This window comes from Pelagerythrobacter marensis (assembly GCF_036700095.1).
Taxonomy (GTDB): domain Bacteria; phylum Pseudomonadota; class Alphaproteobacteria; order Sphingomonadales; family Sphingomonadaceae; genus Pelagerythrobacter; species Pelagerythrobacter marensis_A.
The window spans coordinates 331,828-356,570 of sequence record NZ_CP144918.1 but is presented as its reverse complement, the minus strand read 5'-3'; the positions used below and the strand labels follow the sequence as shown (position 1 = coordinate 356,570).

Below are 24,743 nucleotides of genomic sequence, written 5' to 3'. Positions count from 1 at the left end.
GTTCGAACTGCGGCCCTTCATCCGGTTGAGAACATCCGCTGCTCAAATCCCTTCCCCGTCACCCCGGGCTTGATCCGGGGTCCCGCTTGTTCAGGTGCAACGTCGGAAGGACAGTGGGACCCCGGATCAAGTCCGGGGTGACGCGACTTACTGACAGTAAGGCCAAACCGAGACACTACCTGGAAGATTGCAACTGACTGACCGCCCGCGACAGGTTAGGGGGCATGTATGTCCCGCCATCGCCTCGCTATTCTCGCCCTGCCGCCGCTTGCGCTTGCTGCCACTGCAACCGCGCAGGATGTGGCGGAAGACGACGCGCACCCGATCATCGTGGTCCAGGGCAGCGGGCTCGATCCCACGCCCGCGGCGCCGGCTTACGACACGATCGAGATAGCGCGCGAACAGATCGTTGCCGCGCCTTCGGGGCGGATCGAGGACGTCCTGGGCGCCGTCGCCGGTTTCCAGCAGTACCGCCGTTCCGACAGCCGATCGTCCAACCCTTCCGCGCAAGGGGTGACCCTGCGCGCGCTGGGCGGCAATGCGACCAGCCGCGCGCTCGTGCTGCTCGACGGGGTGCCGATGGCCGATCCGTTCTTCGGCTATATTCCTCTGAGCGCGATCGCGCCCGAACGCCTGGGTGCGGTGCGCGTGGCACGCGGCGGCGGTACGGGCCCGTTCGGCGCCGGCGCGCTGGCTGGCCGGATCGAGCTGGAAAGCGCGGATATCGCCCAGCTCGCGCCGCTGTCGGCGTCGCTGCTCGCCAACGACCGGGGCGCGACGGAGGCGAGCCTTGGCCTGGCGCGTCCGCTTGGCGCCGGTTTCGTGGTGGCGGATGCGCGCTGGGACCGGGGGCAGGGCTTTTTCACAACGCCCGCGGATCAGCGGGTGCCCGCTTCGGCGCGTGCGGCATTCGACAGCTGGTCCGCGGCTCTCAGGGGCGTGGCGCCGCTGGGCGATGCGGTCGAACTGCAGGCGCGTGGGTTGGTGTTCCGCGACGATCGCACTTTGCGCTTCGACGGGGCGGATTCGTCCAGCGAGGGACAAGACGCGAGCCTGCGCATCGTCGGCCGCGGGGCCTGGCAGTTCGAGGCGCTGGGATATGTCCAGGCGCGCAACTTCTCCAATATCGTGATCAGTTCCAGCCGGTTCACGCGCGTGCTCGACCAGCGGAACACGCCGTCGACCGGCCTTGGCGGCAAGCTGGAGCTTCGCCCGCCGGTGGGGCGCGATCACGTATTGCGCCTGGGCCTCGATTACCGGCGCGCTTCCGGCGAGCTGCAGGAAGAAGCCTATAGCGCCTTTTCCGGCGCGCTGACCGAACGCCGCCGGGCCGGCGGCACGAACAGCGACCTGGGCCTGTTTCTGGAGAACGACTGGACACCGGTCGAGCAGCTCGTGCTCACGGGCGGCCTGCGGCTCGACCGCACGACCGTTTCCGACGGCTTCTACCGCGCGGTGGATGCGGAGGGTGCCCTTGTCGAAGAGACGATCGCGCCCGACCGGGCCGACTGGGCGTTGGGCTGGCGTGCCGGGGCGGCATTCGCGCCCGACCCGCGCTTCCGCCTGCGCGCGGCGGCCTATACCGGGCTGCGCCAGCCGACGCTGAACGAACTCTACCGCCCCTTCGTGGTCTTTCCGGTGGTGACGCAGGCCAATGCCGCGCTCGGCAACGAGCGGCTCGAGGGGGTCGAGGCGGGGGTCGATCTCGCCCCGGCAGAAGGCGTCGAGATCGCGCTGACGGCATTCGACAACCGGGTCGAGGGTGCAATCGCCAATGTCACGCTGGCGCCGAACTTGCGCCAGCGGCGCAACCTGCCGGCGATCGAGGCGCGCGGGATCGAAGGCGCGCTCTCCATCGCCCGCGGGGCCTGGCGCTTCGACGGAACGGTCGCCTTCACCGATGCCGCTGTGGAAGGCAGCGGCCCTTCGGCCGCGCTCGACGGCAATCGCCCGGCGCAGACCCCGCGCTGGGCAGCCGGCGCTTCGCTGGCCTGGACGCCCGCGCCGGGCTGGCGCCTCGCGGCCTCGCTGCGGCACGTCGGCGCGCAGTTCGAAGACGATCTGGAGACAGATGTGCTGCCCGCCGCGACGACACTGGGCGGCTATGCGCAGGTGCCGCTCGGTGCCCGGCTGGCGCTGGTCCTGCGGGGCGAGAACCTGACCGGCGAGACGGTCGTGACGCGCAATTCGGGCGGCAGCATCGATCTGGGCGCGCCGCGCACGTTCTGGGCGGGGTTGCGCTGGGGTTACTGACCGGTGGCGAGGGGGCGCTGCTCGGCAAGGCCCATCGAAATCAGCAACGGGTCGCGGGCCTGCAGTGCCTTGAACGCGGCCTTGTCGCCCATCCCGCGCCAGTCCGCGAGCACCAGCGACTGAGCAACCGCGCCGCCCAATGTCGTGCCCGGCCCGGTGACGACGAACAGGTCGGGCGCGAATTCGCGCGCGGCGACCGTGATCGCGCGGGTGAATTCGTATGGCCGCGTGACCTGATGGCCAAGCGTGTAGTCGCGCAGCGCCGCTGTGTCGGTGGCGCCGGGCCACCAGATCGCGCCGCGCCCGTCGATCATCGGCAGGGCCGGTTGGCCGAACAGATGGGTCCCCAGCGCCTCGCGTCCGCGTTCGGCGACCGGTTCCTGAAGCTCGGTGTGAAATGCCGCATGATTGCCGAGCCGCATCGGAAACCGGCCATCGACCGGTTCGACCGCGCTTTCGAAAGCGTCCAGCCCCGCGGCATTGCCGGCGAGGACCAGCATCCCGCCCAGGTCGATCGACAGGGCCAGAACATGGCCGGGCCGGGCGTCGATTCCCTCGACGATGGCGAGCAATTGCGCCTTGCGTGCGGGATCGGGCCGCCAGTCGTCGCCGAGGAAAGGGTGGACCAGCTGGCCGCCGATCAGCGCCTCCTGCATCAGCGTGCCCATCGTGTTGGCAATGGTGAAGCCGTCCTCCGGCGAAGTCGCGCCGGCGCAGGCGAGGGCGGAGTACCAGCCCATCGAATTGCCGGTGACGGCGACCACCTCGATCCGCTCGCCGTCGATGGCGAGGAAATCGCCCAGCGTTGCGGCGTAGATCAGGCCGGAGGCATTGTCGCCGCGCGTGTGGCGGGCCAGGCTGAAGCGCTCCGCCCCGTCGAGGGCGGTCAGCGTGTCCTGCCCGGCCGCGGCGCGCTGCGCATCGAATGCGGCGAGCAGGGCGGCGTCGGGGAAATGCCGGGCGAGATAGCCCAGTTCCGCCTTGTTGTATGTGCCGCGCCCGGGGCATACGACCACCGCGGTTTTCCGGTCGCTCATCGCTCGCCTCCTGCCAGAGCGCGTGCGGCTTCGACAATGCCTTCCGCGCTGGGCATGGTCGCGGCATAGGCGGGGCCGGTCGGAATGAAGCTGTCCTGCGCGACATAGCGAGCGTGCGGTTTGTCGCTGCGCTCGGTCAGAAGCGTCATCAGCGCTTCGGCCAGGCCGCCCGTGCGGCGTGTCTCGTCGACCACCAGCACGCGCGCCGCATCGCCCAGCGCCTCCAGCAGCGCCTCTTCGGGCAGGGGGTTCAGCCAGTGAAGGTCGATCACCCGCGCGGCGATCCCTTCGTCGGCCAGCCGCTTTTGCGCCTGGAGCGAGAGGTGAAGGCCATTGGCGTAGCTGACGATAGCGAGATCGCAGCCGTCGCCGTGCGTGGTGACCGATCCGAAGTCGATTCGTTCGTCCGGTGCAGGATAGCGCCGCAGCCACAGCCCGTCGCCCGCCTCGTGCAGGTCGCGCATCGCGTAGAGCGCGATCGGCTCGAGGAAGATCACCAGTCGCTGTTCCTCGCGCGCCAGGCGGACGCATTCGCGCAGCAGCTTCGCCGCATCGGCGCCGTTCGAAGGGCAGCAGAGGATCACCCCCGGCACGTCGCGGAAGGCGGCGAAGCTGTTGTCGTTGTGGAAATGGCCGCCGAAGCCCTTCTGATAGCCGAGGCCCGCAATGCGCACGACCATCGGGTTCGTGTACTGCCCGTTGGAGAAGAACGGCAGCGTCGCGCCCTCGCCACGGATCTGGTCTTCCGCATTGTGGTAATAGGCGAGAAACTGGATCTCGGGGATCGGCAGAAACCCGTTCTGCGCCATGCCGAGCCCGAGGCCGAGGATCGATTGCTCGTCCAGCAGGGTGTCGATCACGCGCGCCCGGCCGAAGCGCTGGCCCAGTTTCTGGGTGACGCCGTAGACGCCGCCCTTGGCGCAGACATCCTCCCCCATCAGCGCGATCTCGCGGTGTTCCAGCATCAGATCGGTCAGCGCCCAGTTGATCAGCCGGCTCATGATCTGCGGGCTTTCCATCGCCTTGCGCTCGGCGCCGAACGCGGCTTCGCGCGCTTCGTCGGTCGGGCCGTTGTCGGATGTGTTCTCGCGCTTGGGCGGGATCAGGCTGGCCATGACCTCCGACGCGGTTTTCAGCCGCGGCCGTGTGACCGCCTCGGCCCGGACGCGTTCGACGCGGGCGAGCGTCTCCCGATAGATCGCCAGCGCGTCCGTGCGCTCCAGCGCCCCCGCTTCGCTCAACAGGCGCACCGAATGGAGCAGCGGATCGTTGGCCTCCTCGGCCTCGACTTCCTGCTTCGTCATATATGTCGTGGGCATGTCGGCCCCGGCATGGCCGTAGAGCCGGACAGTGCGGATATGCAGGAAAGCCGGCTTGCGCCGCGTGCGGACGAATTCGGCCGCCGCACGCGCCGTGGCGTAAGTGTCGTAGATATCGAGGCCGTCGCAGGCGAAATAGCCGAGGCCCGGACGGTGGGCGAAGTTGGCCGCGATCCAGCCGCTTGGTGTCCGGGTGGAAATGCCGATCCCGTTGTCCTCGCACACCCACAACAGCGGCATCGGGACTTTCTGGAACGCGGTCCAGCAACTGCTGTTGATCGCGCCCTGCGCGGTCGAGTGATTGGCGCTGGCATCGCCGAAGCTGCAGATGACGATGGCATCGTCGGGCAGGGCCTGATGCTCCGGCTTCACCCGCCGGGCAAGACCGATCGAATAGGCCGCGCCAACCGCCTTGGGCAGATGGCTGGCAATGGTCGAGGTCTGCGGCGGAATGTTGAGCGCTTTCGAACCGAGCACTTTGTGCCGCCCGCCCGAAATCGGGTCCTCGCGCGAGCAGGCGAAGCTCAGCAGCATGTCCCACAGGATCGACTGGCCGGGCACCTGGTTCGCGCGCTCGATCTGAAAGGCCGCATCGCGATAGTGGAGGAAGGCCATGTCGGTCGGTCGCAGCGCCGCGGCGACCGCCGCCATCCCCTCGTGGCCCGAGGAACCGATGGTGTAGAACCCCTCGCCCGCGGCCTGCATTCGCCGGCTGACGATATCGAGCGCGCGCGTGAGGCACGCCGAACGATAGAGTTGCACAGCGGCCGGCGCGGCGAGCGGGCCATGCGGTGCCTTGCCCACAGGAAGGTCCCCTTGCGCCACGCGGCGAAGGAAGTTCTCGTGCACGATGGAAGCGCGATCCATGGCCGGGCTTGCTAGACTTTTCGGGACAAAAGAAAAGGGGGCGGCGGATCGACGGGCGACATGGACCTGGCGCGACGGCTTGCTACAAAGCGCCGGTTTCAGGGGAGATCACATGAAAGTCAGCGTCGCATCGGTCATTGCCGGCTTCCTGTTCGCCACGTCTTTGAGCGCGCAGGAGGCCGGGTCGCAACCTTCGCCCAACCCGGTGGAGGAATCCGAGGTGGAGGCCTCGCAGGGCGAAGACGACTTGCCCGCCGAAGGCAGCGGCCAGCCGGTCGCCGCCACCCCGCTCGACGCGGCGGAGGACGCGGCCGGCGCGCCCGAGTGGGACGTTACCGCGCCGCCCGGCGCCACGATCCGCCAGGTGCCGATCCGCACCGCCGAGGGCACCTGGATGGACGTCGACGTCAGCCCCGACGGGCGCACGCTGGCCTTTGCTCTGTTGGGCGACATCTACACGATGCCGATCGCCGGCGGGGCGCCGCGGCGCATCGCCGAAGGGCTCGCATGGGAAGTGCAACCGCGCTTTTCCCCCGACGGCAGCCGGATCGCCTTCACCTCCGATCGCGGCGGGGGCGACAATATCTGGGTGATGAACGCCGACGGCTCCGACAAGCGCCAGGTCACCAAGGAAAAGTTCCGCCTGCTCAACCAGCCGACCTGGAGCCCGGACGGGCGTTTCATCGCGGCGAAGAAGCACTTCACCACCGGCCGCTCGCTCGGCACCGGGGAAGTGTGGATCTATCACGTTTCGGGCGGCGCCGGGGTCGCGCTGGTCGAACGCGCGAGCGAGCAGTTGCAGAAGGAGCTGGGCGAACCGGTCTACGCCCCCGATGGCGGCGCGATCTATTACACCCGCAATGTCACCCCCGGCCCGATCTTCGAATATGCGCAGGATTCGACCCAGAGCATGTTCGAAATCGAACGCTACGACCTGGAAACCGGCGAAGTGACGACCGCCGTATCGGGCTATGGCGGGTCGGTGCGCCCCACGCCCTCGCCCGACGGGCGGCTGATGGCCTTCGTCCGCCGCGACAAGGACCGGTCGCAGCTGTGGATCAAGGATCTGGCGAACGGCGCGGAACGGATGATCTACGGCGATCTCGACCGCGACATGCAGGAGACCTGGGCCGTCTACGGCGTCTATCCGAATATGGACTGGACGCCCGATAGTCGCAGTGTGGTATTCTGGGCGGGCGGCAAGCTGCGCCGGGTGAATGCCGACGGCAGCGGCCTGGCGGAAATCCCCTTCGCGATCGACGATACGCGCGGCATTGCCGATGCCCCCCATCCGCAGATCGACGTGGCACCCGACACATTCGTGACGCGCATGCCCAAGTTTGCGGCGCTGTCGCCCGATGGCAGCAGGATCGTGTTCGAAAGCCTCGGCAAGCTCTATCTCAAGGATGTCGCCGGCGGCGAACCGCGGCGGCTGACGCAGCAGGATGAGGCGCTGGAGCTGTGGCCGACATGGTCCCGCGACGGGCGCAAGCTGGCATGGGTGCGCTGGACCGATGCCGGTCTGGGGGAAATCGTGGTGGCCGATGCGAACGGCCGCAATGCGCGCGTGGTCACGCGCCGGCCGGGGCATTACGCCGTTCCGCGCTTCTCGCCCGACGGGGCCACGCTGGTCTTCGAACGGCGCGCCGGCGGGGGAATGACCGCGCCCGAATATTCGGAGAATCCGGGCGTGTACCGGATGCCCGCCGCGGGTGGCGAAGCGGAGCTGGTGGCGCGCGATCTCGGCGATCCGCAGTTCGGCGCCGATCCGGGGCGAGTGTTCATGCTCGGCCGCGACGGGGGCAAGCTCCAGCTCATCTCCGCCGATCTCGATGGCGAGGCGCGGCGGGTGCATGCGCAGGGCGAGCTGGTCAGCGAGTTCCGCGTTTCGCCCGATGGCCGCTACGTCGCCTTCCGGCAGAATTACGAGGCGTTTGCAATGCCGCTGATGCCCGGGGGGCAGGCGGTCGAAGTGGGCGAGGACGCGAAGGCCTTGCCGGTCGTGCAGGCGAGCAAGGGGGGCGCCGAATATATCGGTTGGTCGGGCCCGGGCGATACGCTGTACTGGTCGATGGGACCGACGGTCTATCGCGCACCGACCGCCGCCCTGTTCCCCGCAGCGCCCCAGCCGGAGGATGCGCCGGCCTTCGTTCCGCCCGAAACCGGCATTTCGATCGCGCGCACTGTTCGCGCCGAGCGGCCGGAAGGCACCGTAGCGATCACGAATGCACGCATTCTCACCATGCGCGGCGACGGCGCGGGCGCAATCCCCGTGGGCACGATCGTGATCGAAGGGGACCGCATTGCCGCCGTGGGACCGGCCGATGCAATCGCAGTGCCGCCGGGGACAAGAGTGATCGATGCTGCCGGCAAGACGGTCATGCCCGGCCTGGTCGATGCCCATGCGCATGGGCCGCAGGGCGTCGGCGACCTGGTGCCGCAGCAGAACTGGGCGATGACGCAAGCGCTCGCCATGGGGGTCACGACGATCCACGATCCCTCGTCGAGCGCGAGCATGATCTTCGCAGCCGCCGAACGCCAGCGGGCAGGCGACCTTCTGGCCCCGCGCATCTTCTCCACCGGAGAGATCGTCTATGGCGCCAAGGCGCCCGGCATCTATGCCCGGATCGACAGCTACGAGGACGCGCTCGCCCACGTCCGGCGGATCAAGGCGCAGGGCGGGATTTCGATCAAGAACTACAACCAGCCGCGCCGCGAGCAGCGCCAGCAGGTGGCCGCCGCCAGCCGCGCCGAGAACATGCTGGTCGTTGCCGAGGGCGGTTCGCTGTTCGGGATGGACATGAACCTGATCGCCGATGGCAATTCGACGATCGAGCACAACGTGCCGGGCGAGGTCTTCTACGAGGACGTGCTGCAGTTCTTCGGCCAAAGCCAGACCAATTATACCCCGACGCTGGTGGTCACTTACGGCGGGCTCGCGGCCGATCCCTACTGGCGCCAGGCGACCGATGTATTCGACAACCCGCTGCTGGTGCACACGCCGCCGCGCGAATTGCTGGCGGCCACCGCGCGGCGAACCAAGGCTCCCGAATGGGCCTTCGTCGACGACGATGCCGCGCGCGAGGCCCGCAAGCTGGCCGAGCGCGGGGTGCAAGTCGCGATCGGCGCGCATGGCCAGCAGGCGGGGATCGCCGCGCACTGGGAACTGTGGTCTTTCGTGCGCGGCGGGATGAGCCCGGTCGAGGCCCTGCGCGCCGGCACGATCGCCGCCGCCCGCTCGCTCGGCATGGACCGGGACATCGGCAGCATCGAACCGGGCAAGCTGGCCGACCTCGTGATCCTTTCCGCCGATCCGTCGCAGGACATCATGGCCAGCGACGACATCGACCGGGTCATGCTGGGCGGGCGCCTCTACGACGCGCGGACCATGAACGAGGTCGAAACCGGCAACGCCCGACGCCTTCCCTATTGGTGGGAGGACTAGGAGCGCCGGGGCGCGGCAAGCACGATTGCCAGGTAGCTGGGGATGACTTGCAGATTCGCCTTGCCGAGGCGGGCCGCTCTTGTTGATGTGCATGCGGGATCGGCGAATCGCAGGGGGCATGCGAGATGGGGGCTGACCGGGCCTTGGGCCTGATGAACGACATGCTGTGGAATGCAGCATTGATCGCCGGTCCGGTGCTTCTGATCACACTGGTGGTGGGCTTGCTCGTCTCGGTGCTGCAAGTCGCCACGCAGATTCAGGAAATCACGCTCAGCTACGTTCCGAAAACGATCGCCGCAGGGCTGGCGCTGATCGTTCTCGGTCCATGGATGGTCGCCAAGCTGAGCGATTTCTCGCGCTCGCTCTATCTGCTTATTCCCTCGCTCGGCAGTTGAGGGAGGCGTCCGTGCAGGAAATCGTCCTGACTTTCGAGGCGATCCTGCTGGTGTCGCTGCGCGTCGTTCCGACGCTGGTTTTCGCAGCGCCGTTCACGCTGTTGCGTATTCCGCCTCTGATACGGGTTCTCGTGGGGCTCGCGCTTGCGCTTGCGCTCGTCGGCGGGCGACAAGACGAGATCGTGGCGGTGCTCGCGGCGGGAAGCTCGCTTGTAACGATTGCCGCCGGGGAGTTGCTTATCGGAGGGGCGATAGCGCTTTGCCTGCAGCTTGCCTTCGGTGCAATTCTGTGGGCTGGCGGTGCCGTCGACATTCAGGCCGGTTTCGGGCTCGCCATGGTCGCCGATCCGACAACGCAGGCGCAGATGCCGCTTGCCGGCACCGTTTTCGTCTACGTCGCCGCGGCGGTGTTCTTCGGAACGGGCGGCATGTTCGACCTGCTGGCGCTGTGGTCCGCATCGCTTGAAATATTCCCGTTTGCAGCCGGCACGCGTTCGTTCGATCCCGCCGCTCTGGCCGTCTTGCTGAGCAGTACCTTTCTATTCGCAACCGGGCTGTTCGGGCTTGTGATGCTGGTCGTTTTCCTGCTCGACGTGGCGATAGCGTTCATGTCGCGCACTCTGCCGCAGATGAACGTGCTGCTGCTCGGGTTCCAGGTGAAATCGCTGGCAATGCTGGCGACGCTTCCGATGGCGGTGGCGCTCTCGAGTGCGATCGTTCTGCGCTTGCTGCGCGTTGCGCTGGAAACGGCGCCGCGCCTCCTGGTTCCGGGAGGCGCCTAGCGATGGAGCAGCAGGAGCAGAATCGCACTGAGGAAGCGACGCCGTTCAAGCTCAAGCGGGCGCGCGAAAAGGGGCAGGTCGCGCGCGGGCTGGATCTCGGTTTCGTGGGCAGCCTCCTCGCCTTGTCCGGCTTTGCAGTGCTCGCCGGCCCGGCGTTCGTAGCCCGGCTTGGCGAACTCATGCGAGCGGTTTTGATCACGGGTGTCGAAAGGGCGGCCGAAACCGGCGACGTGTTTGCCACGATGCGGTCGGTCTATTGGCCGGCGTTCCAGCCGCTTGTGCTGCTGGGTGCGATCGTGATGATGGTTCTGATCGCACTCGAACTCGTGCAACTGCGCGGTTTTATCTTCACGACCGCGCCGCTCAAGCCCGATTTCAAGCGGCTCGACCCTGTAAAGGGTCTGAAGCGCCTGTTCTCGATGCGGCTCCTCAAGGAAACCCTCAAAAACATCGTCAAGATGGCAGTCTATGCGAGCCTGGCCTGGCTGATGATCGTCGGTGCGATCGAGATTTTCGGCGACAGTCTGTCCGATGCCGCTGCGCTGGCGAGTGCGATGGAAGGAGGGGCGAGGCGCCTGCTCTTCGCATTCGTTCTGGCGGCGGTCTTTTTCGCAGCGGTGGATCAGATCATCGTGCGCGGCGAGTTTCGCAAGCAGATGCGCATGAGCCGCAGCGAAGTGAAGCGTGAGACGAAGGACCGGGAAGGAGAGCCACGTTTCAAGCAGAAGCGGCGCGAACTGCACCTGCAGATGCGCCAGCAGGCCGAAGGGCTGGCCGGCCTGGGCGGGGCCGACGTGCTGATAGTGAACCCCGAGCACTTCGCGGTCGCCCTGCGCTACCGGCAAGGCGAAATGGAGGCGCCCGAAGTCCGCGCAAAAGGGCGCAATCATTTTGCCCAGTTGCTCAAGCGCAAGGCGCGCCTTCTTGGCATGACCATCGTTGCGGACGCACCGCTCGCACGCGCGCTCTACAGGGATTCGCGGCAGGGGGCCCCTATCCCCGCCAGGCATTTCCGCGCGGTCGCCGGTCACTACAGCAGAATTCTGGGTCGCCGTGCGAGCGAAGAATCGCCGGGCCGGAGCGATAGGTAGATTGAGCGATGGGTAAGCTATTCGACCGCAACAAGGATCTGCTGCTGGTGCTCGGCACGATCCTGATCCTGCTGATCCTGTTCTCGCCGGTTCCGCCGGCGCTGCTCGATCTCGCGATCATCGTGAATTTCGGCTTTGCGCTGACGATCATGCTGTTGACGTTCTACGTCACCAAGCCGGTCGAGTTCTCGACCTTCCCGTCGCTTCTGCTGGTGGCCACGCTCTTTCGCCTTTCGCTCAACGTTGCGGCGACCCGGCTCATCCTGACCGATGCGGACGCGGGCCATGTGATCGAATCGATCGGCGACTACGCCGTGCAGGGCAATTTCGTGATCGGCCTGGTCGTCTTCGCCATCCTGATCGTCGTTCAGTATGTGGTCGTCACTTCGGGGGCGCAGCGCGTATCGGAAGTCGCCGCCAGGTTCATGCTCGATTCGATGCCGGGTCAGCAGATGAGCATCGACGCCGATCTCAATCTTGGGCTGATCGACCAGAAGCAGGCGCTCGCGCGGCGCGAGGAACTGGAGAAGGAAGCATCGTTCTATGGCGCGATGGATGGCGCCAGCAAGTTCGTCAAAGGCGATGCCATTGCCGGAATCCTGATCCTGCTGATCGATATCATCGCCGGATTGACGATAGGCGTTGCGCAGATGGGGATGAGCTGGGGCGAGGCGATTCAACGCTTCACGCTGCTGACGATCGGCGACGGGATCGCGACCCAGTTGCCCGCGCTCATCATCGCGATCGCGACCGGCATCATCGTCACCCGGTCTTCGGCCGACCGGCAGTTGAGCACCGAAATCTTCCGCCAATTGGCGAGCGAGCCGCGCATTCCCCTGATCGTCATGGGCGTGATCGGCGCGCTGATGCTTTTGCCGGGCATGCCGAAGTGGCCGATCCTGATCCTGCTCGCGGTCGCGCTGGTCGCCTGGGTCCGCATCCGTCGTGCGCGGCAAGCTCGCGAGGAGGCCGGGGAGGGGGTGGAACCGGATGATCAGGCAAACCCCTCCAGCCGGGGCATGGCGGAGATTGAGATCGCGCTGGGCTCGAAACTCGCCGAACGCTGGGCCGCCAGCCGCACCGTTTTGTTGGAGCGGATCGCGATAAGCCGCGATCAGCACGAAAAGCGCTATGGATTGCCGTTTCCGCCGGTCAGGTTCGTCGATTCGGAAGATCTCGGCAAACTCGATTACGCCATCAACCTGCATGGCGTGCCGCATGCGGTCGGCACGATATATCCCGACAGGATGCTGGCTGTCGCACATCGGGACTCGCTGCCGAAGATCGAAGGGATTGCCGGGACCGACCCGGCCTTTGGCATTCCCGCGGTGTGGATCGAACCGGAGAGTGCCGGCCCTGCGGAGAGTGCGGGCTACAAGATCGTCGACCCGGAGACTGTGCTGATCGCCCACTTCACCGAAATCGTGCGTAGCGACGTGACCAATCTGCTGACTCGTTCGGCCACGGCGGAATTGCTCGAAGCGCTGCGCGAGCGCCAGCCGGGGCTTCTCGAAGAGCTGATCCCCAATGTCATGACGATATCGGACGTGCAGCGTATCCTGCAGAACCTGCTGGCCGAGCGCGTTTCGATCGCCAATCTGGATCTGATCGTCGAGACGCTGGTCGACGTGGGTCGCTCGATCAAGGATCCCGATGAATTGACCGAGCACGTGCGGAGAACCCTGGGCTCCGCGATATGCAACGGCCTGCGCGGGCACCATCGCCAGCTCTCCGTTCTCAGCATCGATCCAGCGATCGAGAACCGGATCATTCAGGGTATGCAGACCCCGGAAGCTGGCGCGCTGGGGATGGACCCGCGCCTGGCCGATCGCCTGTTGCGCAAGCTCGCCCAATTGTCGGATGCGATGATGAGGCAGGGCAAGTCGCCTGTCCTGCTCTGTTCGGGCTCGGTCCGTCGGGTTCTGGCCAAGCTCGTGCGTCGCTCGATCCCACAACTTTCGGTGCTTGCAGTCGAGGAGATTCCGATGCGGATAACGCTGCAATCGTTCGACGTCGTCAAACTCGAGGAAGCTGCCGGGACACGGCCGCTGGAGAACGTATGACCGATCGAGACGCCGCCAACAGAGTGGAAACGCTGCTGGGTTATCTGGAACACGACCCGGGCAATGACGAGTTGCGCCGCGATGCCGCCCATGCGGCGCTGGACGCGGGGCGGTTCGATACGGTTCTTGAACTGCTCGACGGTCTCGACGCGGAAGCGGTGTCGCGCGAGGATCGCAATTTGCGCGGCGTTGCCCTGATGCGCAGCGGGCAGCCCGGGAAGGCCGCCACCCTGTTCGAGGAGCTGCTGGCGAGTGCGGGCGGCGACCCGGCTCTGCAGTTCAATCTCGCATGGTCGCGCGCGCTTGCGGAGGATTTCGTCGGCGCGCGCGCGGCGTTGACCGATACAGCGATCGAGGTGCTGCCGCAGGCGGCGCTGCTCGACGTGCAACTGCTTCACGAAGCGCAGGCGTTCGAACAGGCCGCCGAGCGCGCCAGGGAACATATTGCGCGGTTTCCGGAGTATCGGCCCCTGCTCGCCGCAGTTTCCGTGCTCGCGCTCGATCTGGATGACGAGGCGCTGGCGCGGCGCTGCGCGGAGGAAGCCGGGACGCACCCCGACGCCCTGACGACTCTGGCCACGTTGAGCCTCGGCGCCGCGGAGCTGCCACAGGCGCAGGCGATGTTCGAGCAGGCGCTGGCGATCAACGAGCGGAATCCGCGGGCCTGGGTGGGGCTGGGGCTCGCCAGCCTTGCCGCGGGCGAAGCCGGAAAGGCCGGGCCGCTGATCGACAAGGGCGCCGGCCAGTTCGGCGACCATCTGGGAAGCTGGATTGGCGCCGGCTGGGCCTATCTCGTGGCCGGCGATCGAAGCGCCGCGCGCGAACGTTTCGACCGCGCGCTTGCGCTCGACGACACTTTCGCGGAATCGCATGGATCGCTGGCGGTATTGGCCGCGATGGAAGGCGATATGGCGGAAGCGGAAAGGAGGGCCGAGGTCGCCTTGCGTCTCGACCGGAGATGCTTTTCTGCCGCGCTCGCCAAAGTCCTTGTCGCCAGCGGCAAAGGCGATGAGCAAGCGGTGGCGAAAATCGTCGAGCGGGCTTTTCGCGAGCCGATCGGGTCGAGCGGCCGCACGCTGTTCGACGCGGTCTCCCGCATCGCGCGCTGAACCGGTTCAGTTGCTTTCCTGAGAGCGCGCCTGACCGATTGCGGCGGTCAGGAGCGACTGTGCCTGTTCGTCGGATCGAATGATCCTGTGAACCTCGCTTGCAATGCGTTCGAACCGGTGATCTTCTGCGATCGAAGCGCCGAACTCGTCGGTGAGCAGCGCCCGGATCAACGCGCGTTCGAATTCGCGTTCGTCGAGATCGTCCAATCGGGCAAGCGGAGCGATGCGATCGATAGCGCTGCGGCGGGCAGTGTGTGCCGTTGCACCGGATTTGCTGCCCCGCGCCTTGCCGTCGACCTTTCCCATACGCTGGAGCTGTTGGCGCAGCAGCACCATGATGTGGTCGACGTTGCCGATGCGCGTCATCCGCCGATCTCCTCAGTGCCGGGTCCGGTTCGCGCCGAATTGCCCCAGCAGCACCGATGTCGCCGATTGGTCGGTGCCGTCTTGATCGTCTTTGTCGGTCGTATCGGTCCCGGCGCGGGTCTGCGCCAGCTCCTCCACTTGCGATAGGATTAGCCGGATATCGTTGTTTATGGGTTCGTTTTCCCGGTTGAGCGCAATGCCTTCGCGCAGCTTGGTTGCAGCCGCGGAAAATTCGTCGCGGATCAGGAACGTGAGGCCCTCGACGAACTTGCGCAGATAGTTGTCGTCTGCGAGCCGCAGGAGCGGCCCCCAGGTCGACAACGCCCGATCGGCTTCGCCAGACGTCAGCTCGAAAAATCCGAGCTGGTAGCGCGCGATATGAAATTCGGGCGCCAGTGCCACCGCGCGCTCAAGCGCGCCGTGCGCCGCTATCGCATCGCCCCGTTCGGCCAGCACCGAGCCAAGCATGAAATGCAGTCGTGGATCGTCGGGGTGGGACGAAAGGCAGGCTTCGATCGCATCGCGGCCGCCGTCGCCGCGCTCCAGTTTCGCGACGAGATCGCGCATTTCGTTTTCGCTGCACAAAGTCATGTTCGAAAGCCCTACCCGATCTCTCCGAGAATCTGTCGCAGTCGATCCAACGCCGAGCGATGAATCTGCGAGACCCTTCCTTTCGTTACGCCCATCAGCCCCGCGATCTGCACGAAGCTGACCGCGTGATGATAGTGCTGCGTGAGCACATAGGCCTCGCGTTCGCCAAGCCGTTCCATTGCCTTGGCTAAACGTTCCTGCATGTCGCGCCAAGCGAGGCTTTGGTACGCATCGGGCCCGGGCGTGGGAATCGTATCCGGCTCGACCGGCTGGCGATCCTCCAGCATCAGGCCGAGGGCGATGCGCGATGCAAGGCTGGCCAAGGCGGAGATCGGACTAGAGGTTTCCGCCGGCGACGGTTCTAGCGAACGCAGGCGGTCGCGTTCCGCCCGGCGTGCGTAGGCATATTGTGCGCCGGCTTCGGACATCGATGCAAGGCCAGTGGCGATGTTCCCCGCAATGCGCGCGCGGGCAAAGGCGTCGAAGGGAACTGCCCTCGTCGGATCGTATCGGGTGATCGCCTGGATCAGGCCCTCGTAGGCGAGTTGCCGAACGTCGCCGAGTTCGTGCATGCCGGGCGGGCGCTTGCCATGTTGCGCCCGGGCGATCGAGTCCGCGAGTTTCCGGTGATGGTCGAACAGCTTGCGGCGCGCTTCCTCGCAGGCGTCCTGCGTCCATGCCCGCCACCATGCCGCCTCCATCCGATCGGGCCGAAGGAGAATAGCGAGCCCGCTGGTTTCCCGCCTGCTCTCGGGCATCGCTAGACAAAGCTTCCCAAAAGACCTTCCACCACCAGGCTCCAGCCGTCGATCAGCACGAACATCAGAACCTTTATCGGCAACGAGATCGTGGTCGGCGGGACCATCATCATGCCGAGCGAGAGGAGAATGCTGGCGACGACGAGATCGATAAGAAGGAAAGGCAGGAGGATGACGAACCCTATGGTGAAGGCGACGCGCAGTTCGTTGAGCATGAACGCAGGCGTCAGCTTGAGCAGGTCGACCTCTTCGGCGGTGGCGGGCAAGGGCGAGTCCGAGATGCGGTAGATCATTTCCAGATCCGCATCGCGGGTGTGGCGAAGCATGAATTCCTTGAGCGGCTGCGCGCCGCTTTCCATCGCTTCGGAAATTTCCGTGCGTCCCTCGATAAACGGTTGCACCGCGTCCCGGTTGAGGTCCGTCAGCGTCGGCCCCATGACGAAGGCTGTCAGGAACAGGGCAAGGCTGGTCAATACGGCGTTGGGCGGCGTCTGGGGCATGCCGAAAGCGTGGCGGATCATTGCGAGGACGACCACGATCCGAATGAAGCTCGTCGTGCTGATCAGCAATGCCGGAATGATCGCAAGCACGGTCAGCATGACGCCGACGCGAACCGCCTCGGTGGTGGCGGCGGGGTCGGCCGACGCGGCGATCGCGGGCGCCGGCAGAACAAGAGCGGCCAGCGCCGGCATGCACGATAGCCTGCGCAGAGAGCGCTTCACCCGGCGCCTCCTACCTCGGTCGAACGCGAAATCGCGCGCTTATCCAGAATCTCGACCCCATGCGCGGTTGCGGCGAGGAGCATCTGCTGGTCCTCGAACTCGACCAGACAGAGGTCGGCGTGCAAGCCGATCCGGCGCGTTTCGAGCAGGCGTATCGCCGGCCCCGCACGCTTGGCATCGCGGCCGAGCATTCCTGCAAAACGGTTGCCGCGCGTCGTGCCCTGGAATCTCTTGAGGGCGACAATCGCACCGGCGGCCACGAGAAGGCATACAGCAAAACTCAGCACGAGGCGCAGCCAGGGTATATCGGGCGAAGATCCGCCCGCGAGCTGGACGCCCGCCCATGCAGGTTCGGCGAGCAACCAGGTCGGGACTGTCGCAAGCGCGCGCATCGTTTGCAGTCTCATTCCCCGATTTGCGTGACCCGCACGCCGAACTTGTCTCCGACGGTCACGATTTCCCCGCGCGCGATCACTTTGCCGTTGACGCGAATATCGACCGCTTCGCTGATCAGCCGATCGACTTCGACAACCGCCCCTTCGGCGAGAGCCGTCATCTCGGCAATGGTCAGGCGAGCGCCGCCGAGGAACACCTCCACCTCGACGTCGACATGGTCGACGAAGCGACGTGCGCCGGATGTGGAAACGTCGCGGAGCGGGGAAGGCGATTGCTCGTCTACCATTCGTTTGCAGCCCTTTCGATGATGAGTGAGAGACGATCGTCGTTGGCAGCAATTTCGACGCAGGCCTTTGCGGACAATCGCCCGCCGGCGAACAGATCGCGAGGCTCGTCCGCCCGGTCGTCGAGCGCAATGACGTCTCCAGTCTCGAGCTCCTGAAGATCGTGAAAGCTGAGCCTGGTGCGTCCCACCAGTGCCGACAGTTCGACGATCTGCGTTTCGATTGCGTGAGTTCTGGGACCTATCGGGTGGCGTGCTCGCGCGCGGGGTGCACGGCGCCGCGCGATTTGGACCAAAGTGTTTTTACTGGTCGCAACGCGGAGCACGTCGTGCTTGTTGTCGATACGCAGGGCGACCCAGAATTTGCAATCTGTCGTCGATGGAGGCCGCGGCGGCGTTGAATCCGGAAAGCTTCGTCCGATCCGTTCCGCGAGATCGCCGAGCGCCCTGTCCACGAGCCCGTTGACAAGCGCGCAGTCTTGCTCGGTCCGCAAATGCCTGGAATCCAGCACCCGGCCGAGCAGGGCCGACGCTAGCCGCAGCCTGCGCTCCTGGTTCGCGAACAGAACGAACCCGTTCGACGATGCCTGAGGGGTGAAAGCGGGATCGATGCTCCCACGCGTCCAGGCGAGATCGGGTTCGAGCGTCCCATCGGCGAGCCACGCTGCACTCCACTCCGACGAACAGGATACGAGCGGCGCAAGCGTTGCCAGTCCCGTGAATGCACAATCGGGTAACCAGAGTTCCGGCTCGGCTGTCATCCTTGCCCCCGGATGCCGAAGAGCTGTTGGATCATGTCGTTGCTGACGCTGATGATCTGCGAGGAGGCCTGATAGCCCCGCTGAACCAGGATGAGATCGCCGAACTGTGCGCCGAGGTCGACGTTGGATGCTTCCAGCCTGCGCGAAAGGATCGAACCGACCCTGTCGTCCTCAGCGGAAAGATATTGCACCTGTCCATAGCCATCGTGGGCGAAGAGTCCGTTGCCTCTTTGCTCCAGCGCCTGCGGATCGCGGAAATCTGCCAGCGCCACGGCTCCGAGGCCAAGCGTTTCCTGGTTGGAATAGGCGATCTCCAGCTCGCCGGACGCGTTGATGGCGATGGTGGTTATGGAACCGACCGCATGGCCATCGATATCCGTGGCACGTAGCGATGAGACCGTGCCCGACGAAAACGAGGTGGCATTCGAAAAGTCGAACGTGACTGCAAAGTCCTCGCCGTCCTGGGCGAAGACGAGTTCTGCGCTATCCGGCGCGACCTTGCCGGCTGCGAAGCGCAGCGTCTGGGTGCCGATCTCTTCGCCGGCGGCATCGCTGACGGTGACCGTCCAGCTATCGAATTCGGTCTCCGCGCGCGCGAAGTCGATCGTCCATTCGTGCCGCTCGCCGCGCGCGTCGAACACTTCCAGATCGGGGATCGTATGGCTGGTCGCGGTCGAGGAAAGGTTGTCGGCAAAAGCGATTCTGGTCGTTTCGACCGGCGGGTCGGTCCGCTTGTCATCGATATTGACGGCGACCGGGCGCCCGCTTTCATCGATAACCGCAAGGCGCATATCGGTCTCGCCGAGCACGACATAGCCTTCCTGGTCGACCACGAAGGTGCCCGTGCGGGCGTAGTAGGTCCGGTCGCCGTCGATCAGGACCAGGAAACCCGAACCTTCCACTGCCAGGTCGAGATCGCGGTCGGTCTGGCGCAATTCGCCTTGCGAGAAATCTATCGAAAGGGTGTTGAGCCCTACACCGTATCCCTCGCCGCCGCGTTCGCGGCTGAGCGCCAGGCCGCCGTGACTTCCCAGCCCGAAAAGGTCGGAAAAGGATATGTCCGCAGCCTTGAAGCCGGTCGTGTTGAGGTTGCTGACGTTGTTGCTCACAGCCCGCAGGCCGTCCGAATAGGCATTAAGGCCGCTCAGGCCGATGTAGATTGCGCCGAACATGTCAGTCGCCCTCCCTGATTTGCACGATCGCATTGAGTGGCAGATTGCTGATCGTCTGATCTTCGCCGGTTTCGATCGTCACGGTGGGGCCGGCCTGGCCGAAGGTGACCGCGACTACCTCTCCGCTCAGCGCGGTGGCACCCGAACCCACGTCCACCGTCTTGCCAAGCAGGCTTGCCGCCTGCGAACTCGCTTGCGCGGTCACGAGCGTCTGCAAGGCGCTGTTGGTTTCCTGCGCCTGCTGAATCTGCGAGAATTGCGCGAGCTGCGAGACGAACTCGAAATTCTCCATCGGTTTCAGCGGATCCTGGTAGGTCAGCTGAGTCAGGACGATCTTCAGCAAGTCCTCGAACCCTAGACCGAACGCATCGGTGGCAGCCATGGAGTGTTCGGGGGGCGGTGTTTGGGCGGCAGTAACCTGATTCGCGGCCATGGTGTCGGTCGGGCCAATTTGCATCGTCAATCTCCCTCGCTGGACATGGCGGACCGGTGGATCACGAGTTCGGGCGGTGCTTCGCCCATTTGCGCGAAAAGTTCCGCCAGGCGTTCGGAAAGGTCCGCCTGCTCTTCGTCGCTCAAGCCCGGGACGCGCACGATCAGCCGGAAACCGTCGTCCATGGCGACCAGCGCAGCCTGAATGGGTGCCGATCGGACAGCGAGGGCGTTCGCGGCGCGGGCGGTCGCGCTTGCGGCCGGCCCCGGCTGGCTGGCGGCTTGCCGGTTCTGGACGGTTCCGTCGGTCTGCGTTGCGAAGCGGCCTGCCGATATTGCCTCGGCAGCAGGCTTTGTGCTCGACCCGTGGTGAGCAGGCAACGAAGCCTCAGTCGCACCCGGGGGCAATCCCGTCATCGATGGCGACGGTCTGGTCGTCACCGGGGATGCAGTCGCGGCATGAGCGTCAGCAGCGCCGGGATGCTGCCCCGGTCGGGCGAGCGCGCGAGCCGCATCTGCAGCCTGGTGTGCGATTCCTTCGATCGCGCGTTTCCTTCCCGACGCGCGCTCGTGGGAGCCTGGTGGGGCTGTCAAAAGGACGACCGGCCTTTCGCCGAATCCGATAGCGGAATCGCCGATCTCCGGTGCCGGGTTCGATCGCATCGCGCCGCGTTCGGGCTGGCTTGCGGCCGAAACGCCAAGCTGTGCGAGGAGATCGCCGAACGAAATCGTCGCTCGGGCGACGGCCTCGCCCGGCGTTCCGGTCTGCCGCTCGACCGGAGGCAAGGGGGCTGCAATCTTCACTCTCGTTCCTCCGCCGATGTCGCTGCGAGATGTTCGATCACCGCCAGCGCCGCACGCCCATCGCGCGCCTCCACCTCCTGCTTCTTCAGGCTGGCATGGCGCTTGCGCAGGTGGTCGCCCTGCCGGTCCGCGGTGTGCCAGTTGCTGCGGGCGGCATCTTCGAGGCGGGCGGCACGCAGGACGTCCTGCCGGGCTTGCCCATGCGCCTGGTCGCAAAGCCGAAGGATTGCGTTGAGACGGACGATGCGTTCGGGGTCGAGTACGTCCGATGCCAAGGCCCGGGCGGCTTCCTCCCTTGCGGTTCGATGCCGCCGCTCGGCACTTTTCATCGCAGCCTGGACCTTGCGATGCGCCGCAACGGCACTTTCGAGCTTGCGCTGCTCGCGTGCCGCCCGCAACGCCTGCAATCGGACAAGTCGCTCCAGGTCCTGCGATCCGGGTCCGCTACGCGGCATGACGCGCTCCTGCAGTCAGCGCCAGGAGTTCGGCCTCGGTCTCGTCTATCGGACATGCCTCGCGCCTGCCTTGTCGCAGGAACCGCATAAGGCGCGGATTGGCCTCTATCGCGCGATCGATTTCGGAACTGCTGCCGGGGGCGTAGATACCGCTTTCGATCATCGGACGCGCTTCCTCGTATGTCGCATGCATGCGGAAGGCGCTGGCTGCCGCCGCGGCTTGCTCTTCGGCAAGCAGTTCGTCCGACAGTCGGCTAACGCTCCGCGCAATGTCGATCGCCGGATAGTGACGGCGCTCCGCAAGGGCGCGCGAGAGCACGATATGACCGTCGAGAACCGATTTCATCAGTTCGACGATCGGGTCGTCGACGTCGTCGGTTTCGCTCAGCACAGACAGGATGGCTGTAATGGCACCACCGGTGCGTGCTGCGCCGCAGCGTTCGACGAGGCGCGGCAAGGTCGCGAAAACGCTGGCGGTATAGCCGCGTGCGGCCGGTGGTTCGCCCGCGGCAAGGCCGATTTCGCGCAACGCGGTTGCGACGCGCGTGATCGAATCGACCAGCAGCAGCACGTCCTTGCCGTTCGCGCGCCAGTGCTCGGCCAGGGCGAGTGCCTGCTCGATCGCGCGCACGCGCAAGGCTGCGCTTTCGTCGGCGGTGGCGGCCACCAGGGCAACGCAGTCTTCCCGATTCCCGTTGGCCACCGCATCCCAGAACTTGGCGACTTCGCGCCCGCGTTCGCCGACCAGGCAGATCACCGCGCGATCGAACTGCGCTTGCTCCAGCAACTGTTCGATCAGGCTCGTCTTGCCGACACCGCTAGCGGCAAAAATGCCCACACGCTGTCCCCGAGCCAATGGGAGCAAACCGTCGATCGCCCGAATGCCGGTTATGAAGCGGTTTGCCCCGATCCCTCGGTCGAGCGCTTGGACTCGTGTTGCGCCCCCGGCTGCCGCCCGGTCCGAACATGCGATGTCGCCCAGGCCGTCGATGGGCCGACCCAGCGCATCGATGGCCCGGCCAGCGAATGCATCGCCTGCCGGAAAGTCGCGTCCGCCCGGCATCCGCACGACTTTCGCGCCCAGGGAAATCGCCCGGGTCGGCGCCAGCGGCGACAGGCGAAGCCCCGTTCGGGAGACCGCGACGACTTCGGCCAGGATAGTGTCTGTCCCCGCGGCACCGATGCTGCAATAATCGCCGACACTGGCAGCCGGCCCGTCGGCAGCAACGAACCCCTGGCCCAGCGCGGTGACCGCTCCGCAAGGGGGCGCGAAATCGGCTTCGAGAATGCGTGAGACGAGCGCGTCGATCATCGGATCTGGCCCCGGCTTTCGGCCAGCGTGGCAAGATGGGCTTCGGCGTGCGCCCATTGCCGCATTGGCGAAACGTCGATCCTTCCCAGATCGAGTTCGATCACGCTTTCCCCCGCCGCGAGGCCGCGATCGCGATGCACGGTCAGGTCGGGAAACTTCCCGGCGATACGCGCCAGTTCGGATGCGTCGGGAAAATCATCCGCCGACACGCGGATCGAACGCACTTCGGTTGGATCGATCTGCGCCAGTCGATGGACAACAGCGGCTTCGATCCGATGGGTTTCCAATGCTCCATCGCCGAAGATCTTGGCGAGGACTGCACGCGCAACTGCGATCGCAAGCGCTTCCACATCGGCGGTCTTGTCGGTGAAATCCTGCCGCGCGCGGTGGAGTGCCTGTTCGAGCAGCGCGATCCGCTTGTCGTCTCCCTCACGAGCTTCTGCGAGGCCTGCGTCACGGCCCTTGCCGAACGCCTCCGCAATCCGCCGTTCGGCGCTCGCTTCCGTTTCTTCGATCTGCTGCCGCAGCCTCTCGATCTCCTGCTCGAGAGCGGTGTGCCTTGGCGCAGAACGCTCGCCGGATGCCTGCACGACTTCCGGCGACGAATGCGTCCGGCTGTCGGGATCGTCCACGACCGGGCTCGTGCCCCCACCGGGCCGCTGTGTGCGAGGGATACGCCCTGTGAAACGCTCGACCGTGTTCTGGCGCCCGCGATCGCCATGCTTGAGGATGCCGATCATACCGCCAGGCCCCACGCCTGAAGCAGCGGCCGTATACGATCGGCAAGGCCCGATCCTCTGCGCGAAGAACCGGGCCGATCGCGCAACTCGCCATGAATTTCGATCAGTGTCGATGCGACCAGCGGTGTCACTGGCAATCTTGTGTGCCCGGCGCCATCCTGCGCCGTGCAATCGGAGAGAAGCCGCGCAGCCCATGCGGAGTAGCTTCGAAACTCACTCTTGCGCTTCCCGGCAGCATCGTTCGCTTCCTCGGCAAGCATCTGTTCGAAAATCTCGCGCTGTTCAGCAGGTAGCGCATGCAGGATCGCTTCGCGATCGGCCGGATGAAGTGTTCGCCATCGCGCCAGCACCGGATTATCGTTGGCCATTGCGTCAGACATGGGCTTGATCCCGACGCGCCTCGATATGTTCGCCGAGAAGCTGCGCGAAGCTTTGCCGCTCTTCCTCCGACATGCGCCGCGACCGCCTGACGAGAGGCACTGCGACAGCCACGACCGCAAGCACGCCGAGCCAGAACCACCGGCTCGAAAGCCAGGCGAATAGCCAGGTGATCCAGTCGGTGTTTCGCGTGTGGGGAGGCAAGGCCTCCTCCCCGATCGCGACCGGGGAGGAGGCGGGCAATTCGGGTGGGACAAAGGTTTCCAGCGGTGCGACTTCGAACCGGAGCCTGTCCCCCCTTCCGGCATCGAACCCCACCGCGTTGGCTATGGCCCGTTCGAGTTCGGCGCGATCGTCCGGATCGATTTCCACCTCGGTGCGAACGGCAATTCGCAGGCCGAAGTTGCGCCCCTGCGGGCCGGACTCCGAAGGATCGGTATCGCCTGTCGGATCGAGATCGACGGCGGTCACCCGGATCGTATAGCGGAACCCATCGAGGAAAGGCTCGGCAGCTTTGCGGGCCCTGGCGCTGAAATAGTCCTCCAGCGCTGTTCGCTCGTCCCGCGGTTCGGCGGGCGCCCCGGTGGTGAGGGGAACTGCACTGATCAACTCGCCTCGCCCGTCGAGCACGGCAACGTCCCGCGGCGACAGATCGGCCACCGCGGATGCCACCAGTCTTTGAATCCCCTCGACGCGTTCGCGGCCGATCCGCCGCCCGGCTGCCGATTGCACGCTGACGGCAGCCTTGGCCGCAGGCGCATCGCCACGAAACAGCGTTCGCTCCGGCAGCGACAGGTGTACGCGGGCGAACGACACCCCTTCCATCATCATGATCGTTCGCGCGAGTTCCCCCTGCAACGCGCGTTGATAGTTGACCTTCTGGGCAAACTCGGTGAGGCCCATGTCCGTTTCGTTGAACAATTCGAAGCCCACGGCGCCGCCGGCCATCAGTTCGGTGCCCGCGATGGCAATGCGAGCCTGGCCGATCTGATTCTCGGGAACCATGATCCGTTTCCCGCCGTCTTCAAGCTTGTAGGGAATCGCCTGGCTTTCGAGTTCCGACACGATCGCAGCGGCATCCTCCGACCGAACGTCCTGCACGAGCACGACCTGGTTCGGACGCAGCAGCAGGACGTATGCGGCAAGAAGCACTGCCGTCACGCCTGCGAACAGACCGCCGGCCAGAATGAGTTGCTTGCGCTGCATGTGTGA

At 65.8% G+C, this 24,743-nt stretch carries 24 protein-coding genes; 7 read left to right on the top strand and 17 right to left on the bottom strand.

All coding sequences use genetic code 11. The features are described 5' to 3' along the window. The first annotated feature begins 228 nt into the window (after positions 1 to 228). The gene (locus V5F89_RS01625) at positions 229 to 2,253 is read left to right on the top strand and encodes a TonB-dependent receptor (RefSeq protein WP_338446524.1); all 2,025 of its coding nucleotides are present in this window, start codon (positions 229 to 231) and stop codon (positions 2,251 to 2,253) included. Here V5F89_RS01625 and V5F89_RS01620 read toward each other — a convergent pair. Next, positions 2,247 to 3,290 (bottom strand): ACP S-malonyltransferase, encoded by a 1,044-nt coding sequence (locus V5F89_RS01620; protein WP_338446523.1) that lies wholly within the window; start codon positions 3,288 to 3,290, stop codon positions 2,247 to 2,249. The two genes, V5F89_RS01625 and V5F89_RS01620, sit on opposite strands and share 7 nt — an antisense overlap. Beyond that, positions 3,287 to 5,476: a dehydrogenase E1 component subunit alpha/beta gene (locus V5F89_RS01615; protein ID WP_338446522.1), complete on the bottom strand. Its 2,190-nt coding sequence runs from the start codon at positions 5,474 to 5,476 to the stop codon at positions 3,287 to 3,289. The genes V5F89_RS01620 and V5F89_RS01615 overlap by 4 nt, the downstream gene beginning before the upstream one ends. 112 nt (positions 5,477 to 5,588) lie before the next feature. Here V5F89_RS01615 and V5F89_RS01610 point away from each other — a divergent pair, with 112 nt between their 5' ends. The 6 genes from V5F89_RS01610 to V5F89_RS01585 all read left to right on the top strand — a co-directional run bounded on the left by V5F89_RS01610 (position 5,589) and on the right by V5F89_RS01585 (position 14,361). Further along, positions 5,589 to 8,921 carry an amidohydrolase family protein gene (locus tag V5F89_RS01610; protein ID WP_338446521.1) on the top strand — a complete coding sequence of 1,111 codons (3,333 nt, stop codon included), beginning with the start codon at positions 5,589 to 5,591 and terminating at the stop codon, positions 8,919 to 8,921. Positions 8,922 to 9,046: 125 nt separating this feature from the next. After that, positions 9,047 to 9,316, top strand: a complete 270-nt coding sequence (gene fliQ, locus V5F89_RS01605; protein ID WP_338446520.1) for a flagellar biosynthesis protein FliQ — start codon at positions 9,047 to 9,049, stop codon at positions 9,314 to 9,316. Between the two features lie 11 nt (positions 9,317 to 9,327). After that, positions 9,328 to 10,098 carry a flagellar biosynthetic protein FliR gene (locus tag V5F89_RS01600; protein ID WP_338446519.1) on the top strand — a complete coding sequence of 257 codons (771 nt, stop codon included), beginning with the start codon at positions 9,328 to 9,330 and terminating at the stop codon, positions 10,096 to 10,098. Between the two features lie 2 nt (positions 10,099 to 10,100). Then, positions 10,101 to 11,189, top strand: a complete 1,089-nt coding sequence (locus V5F89_RS01595) for an EscU/YscU/HrcU family type III secretion system export apparatus switch protein (protein WP_338446518.1) — start codon at positions 10,101 to 10,103, stop codon at positions 11,187 to 11,189. 8 nt (positions 11,190 to 11,197) lie between these two features. After that, a complete protein-coding gene (locus tag V5F89_RS01590; protein WP_338446517.1) occupies positions 11,198 to 13,252 on the top strand; it encodes a flagellar biosynthesis protein FlhA in 2,055 nt (684 codons plus the stop codon). After that, a complete protein-coding gene (locus V5F89_RS01585) occupies positions 13,249 to 14,361 on the top strand; it encodes a tetratricopeptide repeat protein (RefSeq protein ID WP_338446516.1) in 1,113 nt (370 codons plus the stop codon). The genes V5F89_RS01590 and V5F89_RS01585 overlap by 4 nt, the downstream gene beginning before the upstream one ends. Positions 14,362 to 14,367: 6 nt before the next feature. Here the strand turns inward: V5F89_RS01585 and V5F89_RS01580 are convergent, their stop codons facing one another. The 15 genes from V5F89_RS01580 to fliF all read right to left on the bottom strand — a co-directional run bounded on the left by V5F89_RS01580 (position 14,368) and on the right by fliF (position 24,737). Next, the gene (locus V5F89_RS01580; protein ID WP_338446515.1) at positions 14,368 to 14,727 is read right to left on the bottom strand and encodes a hypothetical protein; all 360 of its coding nucleotides are present in this window, start codon (positions 14,725 to 14,727) and stop codon (positions 14,368 to 14,370) included. A gap of 12 nt (positions 14,728 to 14,739) precedes the next feature. Beyond that, positions 14,740 to 15,318: a hypothetical protein gene (locus V5F89_RS01575; RefSeq protein ID WP_338446514.1), complete on the bottom strand. Its 579-nt coding sequence runs from the start codon at positions 15,316 to 15,318 to the stop codon at positions 14,740 to 14,742. Positions 15,319 to 15,329: 11 nt separating this feature from the next. Continuing rightward, positions 15,330 to 16,076 carry a sigma-70 family RNA polymerase sigma factor gene (locus V5F89_RS01570; protein ID WP_338446513.1) on the bottom strand — a complete coding sequence of 249 codons (747 nt, stop codon included), beginning with the start codon at positions 16,074 to 16,076 and terminating at the stop codon, positions 15,330 to 15,332. A 2-nt stretch (positions 16,077 to 16,078) separates the two neighbouring features. After that, a complete protein-coding gene (gene fliP, locus V5F89_RS01565; protein ID WP_338446512.1) occupies positions 16,079 to 16,768 on the bottom strand; it encodes a flagellar type III secretion system pore protein FliP in 690 nt (229 codons plus the stop codon). A 26-nt stretch (positions 16,769 to 16,794) separates the two neighbouring features. Beyond that, the gene (locus V5F89_RS01560; protein WP_338446511.1) at positions 16,795 to 17,205 is read right to left on the bottom strand and encodes a flagellar biosynthetic protein FliO; all 411 of its coding nucleotides are present in this window, start codon (positions 17,203 to 17,205) and stop codon (positions 16,795 to 16,797) included. Then, complete coding sequence (locus tag V5F89_RS01555) at positions 17,202 to 17,480, bottom strand: FliM/FliN family flagellar motor switch protein (RefSeq protein WP_338446510.1); 279 nt, start codon at positions 17,478 to 17,480, stop codon at positions 17,202 to 17,204. The genes V5F89_RS01560 and V5F89_RS01555 overlap by 4 nt, the downstream gene beginning before the upstream one ends. Next, the gene (locus V5F89_RS01550; RefSeq protein ID WP_338446509.1) at positions 17,474 to 18,238 is read right to left on the bottom strand and encodes a FliM/FliN family flagellar motor C-terminal domain-containing protein; all 765 of its coding nucleotides are present in this window, start codon (positions 18,236 to 18,238) and stop codon (positions 17,474 to 17,476) included. Before V5F89_RS01550 ends, V5F89_RS01555 begins: the two co-directional genes overlap by 7 nt. Further along, positions 18,235 to 19,410 (bottom strand): flagellar hook-basal body complex protein, encoded by a 1,176-nt coding sequence (locus V5F89_RS01545; protein WP_338446508.1) that lies wholly within the window; start codon positions 19,408 to 19,410, stop codon positions 18,235 to 18,237. The genes V5F89_RS01550 and V5F89_RS01545 overlap by 4 nt, the downstream gene beginning before the upstream one ends. Before the next feature lies 1 nt (position 19,411). Continuing rightward, a complete protein-coding gene (locus V5F89_RS01540) occupies positions 19,412 to 19,867 on the bottom strand; it encodes a flagellar hook assembly protein FlgD (protein WP_338446507.1) in 456 nt (151 codons plus the stop codon). Positions 19,868 to 19,869: 2 nt separating this feature from the next. Continuing rightward, positions 19,870 to 20,028, bottom strand: coding sequence for a hypothetical protein (locus V5F89_RS01535; RefSeq protein ID WP_338446506.1), 159 nt, complete (start codon positions 20,026 to 20,028; stop codon positions 19,870 to 19,872). Positions 20,029 to 20,642: 614 nt separating this feature from the next. Beyond that, positions 20,643 to 21,101, bottom strand: coding sequence for a hypothetical protein (locus V5F89_RS01530; protein WP_338446505.1), 459 nt, complete (start codon positions 21,099 to 21,101; stop codon positions 20,643 to 20,645). Continuing rightward, the gene (locus tag V5F89_RS01525; RefSeq protein ID WP_338446504.1) at positions 21,091 to 22,413 is read right to left on the bottom strand and encodes a FliI/YscN family ATPase; all 1,323 of its coding nucleotides are present in this window, start codon (positions 22,411 to 22,413) and stop codon (positions 21,091 to 21,093) included. The genes V5F89_RS01530 and V5F89_RS01525 overlap by 11 nt, the downstream gene beginning before the upstream one ends. Then, positions 22,410 to 23,153, bottom strand: a complete 744-nt coding sequence (locus V5F89_RS01520; protein ID WP_338446503.1) for a hypothetical protein — start codon at positions 23,151 to 23,153, stop codon at positions 22,410 to 22,412. Before V5F89_RS01520 ends, V5F89_RS01525 begins: the two co-directional genes overlap by 4 nt. Beyond that, a complete protein-coding gene (locus tag V5F89_RS01515) occupies positions 23,150 to 23,521 on the bottom strand; it encodes a hypothetical protein (protein ID WP_338446502.1) in 372 nt (123 codons plus the stop codon). The genes V5F89_RS01520 and V5F89_RS01515 overlap by 4 nt, the downstream gene beginning before the upstream one ends. 4 nt (positions 23,522 to 23,525) lie before the next feature. Next, positions 23,526 to 24,737: a flagellar basal-body MS-ring/collar protein FliF gene (gene fliF, locus V5F89_RS01510; protein WP_338446501.1), complete on the bottom strand. Its 1,212-nt coding sequence runs from the start codon at positions 24,735 to 24,737 to the stop codon at positions 23,526 to 23,528. Between the last annotated feature and the right edge of the window lie 6 nt (positions 24,738 to 24,743).